Consider the following 4,061-nt stretch of genomic DNA (forward strand, 5'->3'; position numbering starts at 1 on the left):
GATCGAACGGGCCACTTCCGCCGGGCACGGGGGCGACCCGGCAGGCTCCGGTCAGGCCGCCGGCTCGACGCGCACGGCGCGGGCGGTCACCACGGGGCGCGGCTTGCGGACGCGGCCGGACCACAGCACGCGGGCCAGCACGCCGGGGGAGAACAGCCGCTGCGGCGGGGACATCAGGTTCGCCACGGCCAGGAACGCCAGGCCGACCTCGGGGTGCTTGGCGGCCGCCCGGTGCAGGCGGGCGACGTACGCGTTGAGGAACCGGCCCTTGCGGGTGCGCACGCCCTCGACCTCGGGGTAGCCGAGGTCCGCGCCGACCGCGATGTCCCACGGCACGTCGATGACCTTCGACGCCGCCGCGTAGAAGCGCTTCGGCAGGCCCGCACCGCCCTTGCGCAGGCAGTCGCGCAGCACCATCGCCTCGGCGGCGGCGACCGTCATGCCCTGGCCGTACGCCGGGTTGAAGCTGCACACCGCGTCGGCGAAGGAGACCAGGCCCTCGGGCAGCCGGGTCAGGTGCTCGTAGCGGCGGCGCACGCTGACCGGCAGCCGCAGGCGCACCGCCGGGCCGACCGGCTCGCACGTGCTGAGCAGCTGGTACAGCTCGTCACTGGCGAACCGGTGGGCGAACTCCGCGTACGCGTCGGGGTCGGTCGGCAGCGCGCCGCCCTCGCCGACGCCGATCAGCGTCAGCATCCAGCGGTCGCCCTCGACCGGCACCACCACGCCGCCGATCGGCAGCTCGGGCGACGGGGCGAGCACGGCGGCGGTGAAGCCGAGCTGTCCCTGCGTACGCCGGTAGGCGCGCGAGATGTAGACCGTCTTGGCGTCCACGTGCTCCTCGGCGGGCTTGTCGTAGCCCAGCTCGGCCAGCCAGGTCGGGCCCCGGTTGCCGCGTCCGGTGGCGTCGACCACCAGGTCGGCCTCCAGCCGCAGTTCGGTGTCGCCGCCGACGGGCAGGATGCGTGCGCCGACGACGCGGGTGCGGTCCTCGCTCGCGATCAGGCCGACGGCCTCGTGGCGGGCGAGCAGCTGCACGCCGGGCAGCGCGGTGACCCGGCGGCGCACGTACGCCTCCAGGCCGATGCGGGTGACGCCCAGCCCGGCCAGGCCGGTGTGCGCGGCGGCCAGCCGCTGGCCGTCGTTGATCCAGATGACGTCGCCCTGGACGTCGACGGGGACCGCGCCGGCGGCGGTCATGTCGGCGGCGAAGCCGGGGAACAGCTCCTCCAGGACCTGGCGGCCGCGGGCGAGCAGGCCGTGCGTGTGGTCGCCCTGCGGCACCCCCTTACGCCCGGTGACGCCGTCGGTGGGCAGCGCGTCGCGGTCGAAGATGGTGACCTTCGCGTACGACTCGCTCAGCACGCGGGCGGCGAGCAGGCCGCCGATGCTGGCGCCGAGCACGATCGCGTGCCCGGACTTTTCCTTGGCAGACAAGGTTTTCTCCGTCTCGGTGTGAGGTGTGCACACACCGTAAGAAGCGGTGACGCAATCATGAAAACGAATATGCGGTCCGGTAGATGACACTGTGTGCCCGCTCACGCGCTCTGCGTGGGTCCTGTCGGGACCCCGACGGCGTACGACTGGAAGAATCTTTGAAATATTTTTCAGCTCTGGGGTCGCGATCGATGGCCGCGGCGTGCCCCGATGCCCACCGTCGATGATCGACAGCGCAAACGGAACCGTCCACAGCGCTGATTTGTACGGTAAATCCGGCGCATCGACGCTCTTCACGCCACGTCAACGCGGGGCTAACATCCTTGAAACTTGCGCAAGAGTTTCCATCCCCGACCCTCCCCGACCCAGGAGGAGACTCGTGTCCACCCGCAACCGCCCCCTCGCCGCCGCCCTCGCCTCGGTGCTGCTGGCAGCCGCGCTCACCGCGGTCGCGCTCCTGCGACCCGCCCCCGACCTCGTCCCGGCCAAAGCGGACGCCAACCCGGGCAACCGCGACGTCATCGTGCACCTGTTCCAGTGGCCCTGGGCCTCGATCGCCAACGAGTGCACCACCGTGCTCGGCCCGAAGGGCTTCGGCGCGGTGCAGGTGTCCCCGCCGCAGGAGCACGTCGTGCTCGGCGGCCAGTCCTACCCGTGGTGGCAGGACTACCAGCCGGTCAGCTACCAGCTCGTCAGCCGCCGCGGCGACCGCGCCGCCTTCGCGAACATGGTCACCACCTGCCACAACGCGGGGGTGAAGATCTACGTCGACGCCGTGGTCAACCACATGGCCGGCGGCGCGTCCACCGGCACCGGCTCGAACGGCTCCACCTACGCGCATTACAACTACCCCGGCATCTACCAGAACCAGGACTTCCACCACTGCGGGCGCAACGGCAACGACGACATCGTGGCCTGGGGCGACCGCTGGGAGGTGCAGAACTGCGAGCTGGTCGACTTGTCCGACCTGGCCACCGAGACCACCTACGTGCGCGGCAAGCTCACCGCGTACCTCAACGACCTGGTGTCGCTGGGCGTGGACGGGTTCCGGGTCGACGCGGCCAAGCACATGCCGGTCGCCGACCTGCAGGCGATCCTCGGCGGCGTCAGCGGCTCGCCGTACGTCTTCCACGAGGTGATCGAGGACAGCGCGTTCCCGCCGGGGGAGTATGCCGGGATCGGTGACGTCACCGAGTTCCGCTACGGCGACGTGGTCGGCAACGCGTTCCGCGACGCGAACCTGTCCAACCTGAACAACCTCGCCGCGCAGATGGCCCTCAGCTCCGGCGACGCGGTGAACTTCATCGACAACCACGACACGCAGCGCAACGGGCGCGCCCGGTTGACGTACAAGAACGGGCAGACCCACGCGCTGGCGGCGGCGTTCAGCCTGGCGTATCCGTACGGCACGCCCCAGCTGATGAGCAGCTTCACGTTCAGCAACAACGAGGCCGGGCCGCCCGCCGCCGGCAACGGCGTCACCAACCAGGTGACCTGCGGTTCGGGCTGGGAGTGTGAGCACCGCAAGACCGTGGTCGCGAACCTCGTCGGCTTCCACAACGCGGTCAACGGCACCGGGGTCGCCAACTGGACCTCGCCGTCGTCGTCGCGCATCGCGTTCGGCCGGGGCAACGTCGGCTTCGCCGCGTTCAACCGCGACGGCGCGGCCTGGAGCACCACCTTCAGCACCGGGCTGCCCGCGGGCGTGTACTGCAACGTCGCCACCGGCGACTTCACCGCCGGGACCTGCGCCGGCGGCACCGTCACCGTGAACGGCTCCGGCCAGGCCACGGTCACCGTCGCCGCCAACAGCGCGCTGGCGATCTACACCGGCGCGCTGGTCGGCACGTCTCCCTCAGGCACACCCTCGCCGACACCGAGCGGCACCGCCTGCACGACCGTGGCGGTCACCTTCGAGTCCACTACCACAACGACCACCGGCCAGAACGTCTTCATCGCCGGCAGCATCGCCCAGCTCGGCTCCTGGAACACCGCCAACGCGGTCGCCATGTCCGGCACGGCGTACCCGGTCTGGCGGGCCACCGTGAACCTGCCCGCGGGCACGGCGTTCGAGTACAAGTACATCAAGAAGGACGCCTCGGGCAACGTCACCTGGGAGAGCATCGCCAACCGGGCCCGCACCGCGCCGACCGGCGCATGTGCGGTCACCTGGTCCGAGACCTGGAACGTGCCCGGCGGCACGACCCCGTCACCGAGCGCCTCCCCGACGGCGTCCCCCTCGGCCTCGCCGAGCCCGTCACCCAGCGGCTCGGCCTGCGCCTCCATCGCGGCCGCGTTCTCCGTGAACGCGACCACGGTCTGGGGCCAGAACGTGTACGTCGTCGGCTCGATCCCCGCCCTCGGCAACTGGAACACCGCCAACGCGGTCGCCCTGTCCAGCGCCGCCTACCCGGTCTGGGCCGCCACCATCACCCTGCCGACCAGCACGACCTTCACCTACAAGTACCTCAAGAAGGACGCCTCCGGCACCGTCACCTGGGAGAGCGACCCCAACCGCTCCCGCACCACCCCCACCACCCCCTGCACCGCCACCTACGCCGACACCTGGCGCTGACAGGCATAGGAAGGGCACCTTCACAACGCGGAGCGTTGTGAAGGTGCCC

The 4,061-nt window shown here is 70.9% G+C and carries 2 protein-coding genes; one reads left to right on the forward strand and one right to left on the reverse strand.

The window, feature by feature from the left end; genetic code table 11:
• Positions 1–51: 51 nt before the first annotated feature.
• Positions 52–1,437, reverse strand: a complete 1,386-nt coding sequence (locus ACFQO7_RS37610; protein ID WP_376810870.1) for an NAD(P)/FAD-dependent oxidoreductase — start codon at positions 1,435–1,437, stop codon at positions 52–54.
• A gap of 379 nt (positions 1,438–1,816) precedes the next feature.
• On the opposite strand from ACFQO7_RS37610, the gene ACFQO7_RS37615 reads away from it, so the two are divergent.
• Complete coding sequence (locus ACFQO7_RS37615) at positions 1,817–4,012, forward strand: carbohydrate-binding module family 20 domain-containing protein (protein ID WP_376810871.1); 2,196 nt, start codon at positions 1,817–1,819, stop codon at positions 4,010–4,012.
• Positions 4,013–4,061: the final 49 nt, after the last annotated feature.

Source organism: Catellatospora aurea (assembly GCF_042663325.1).
Lineage (GTDB): Bacteria > Actinomycetota > Actinomycetes > Mycobacteriales > Micromonosporaceae > Catellatospora > Catellatospora aurea.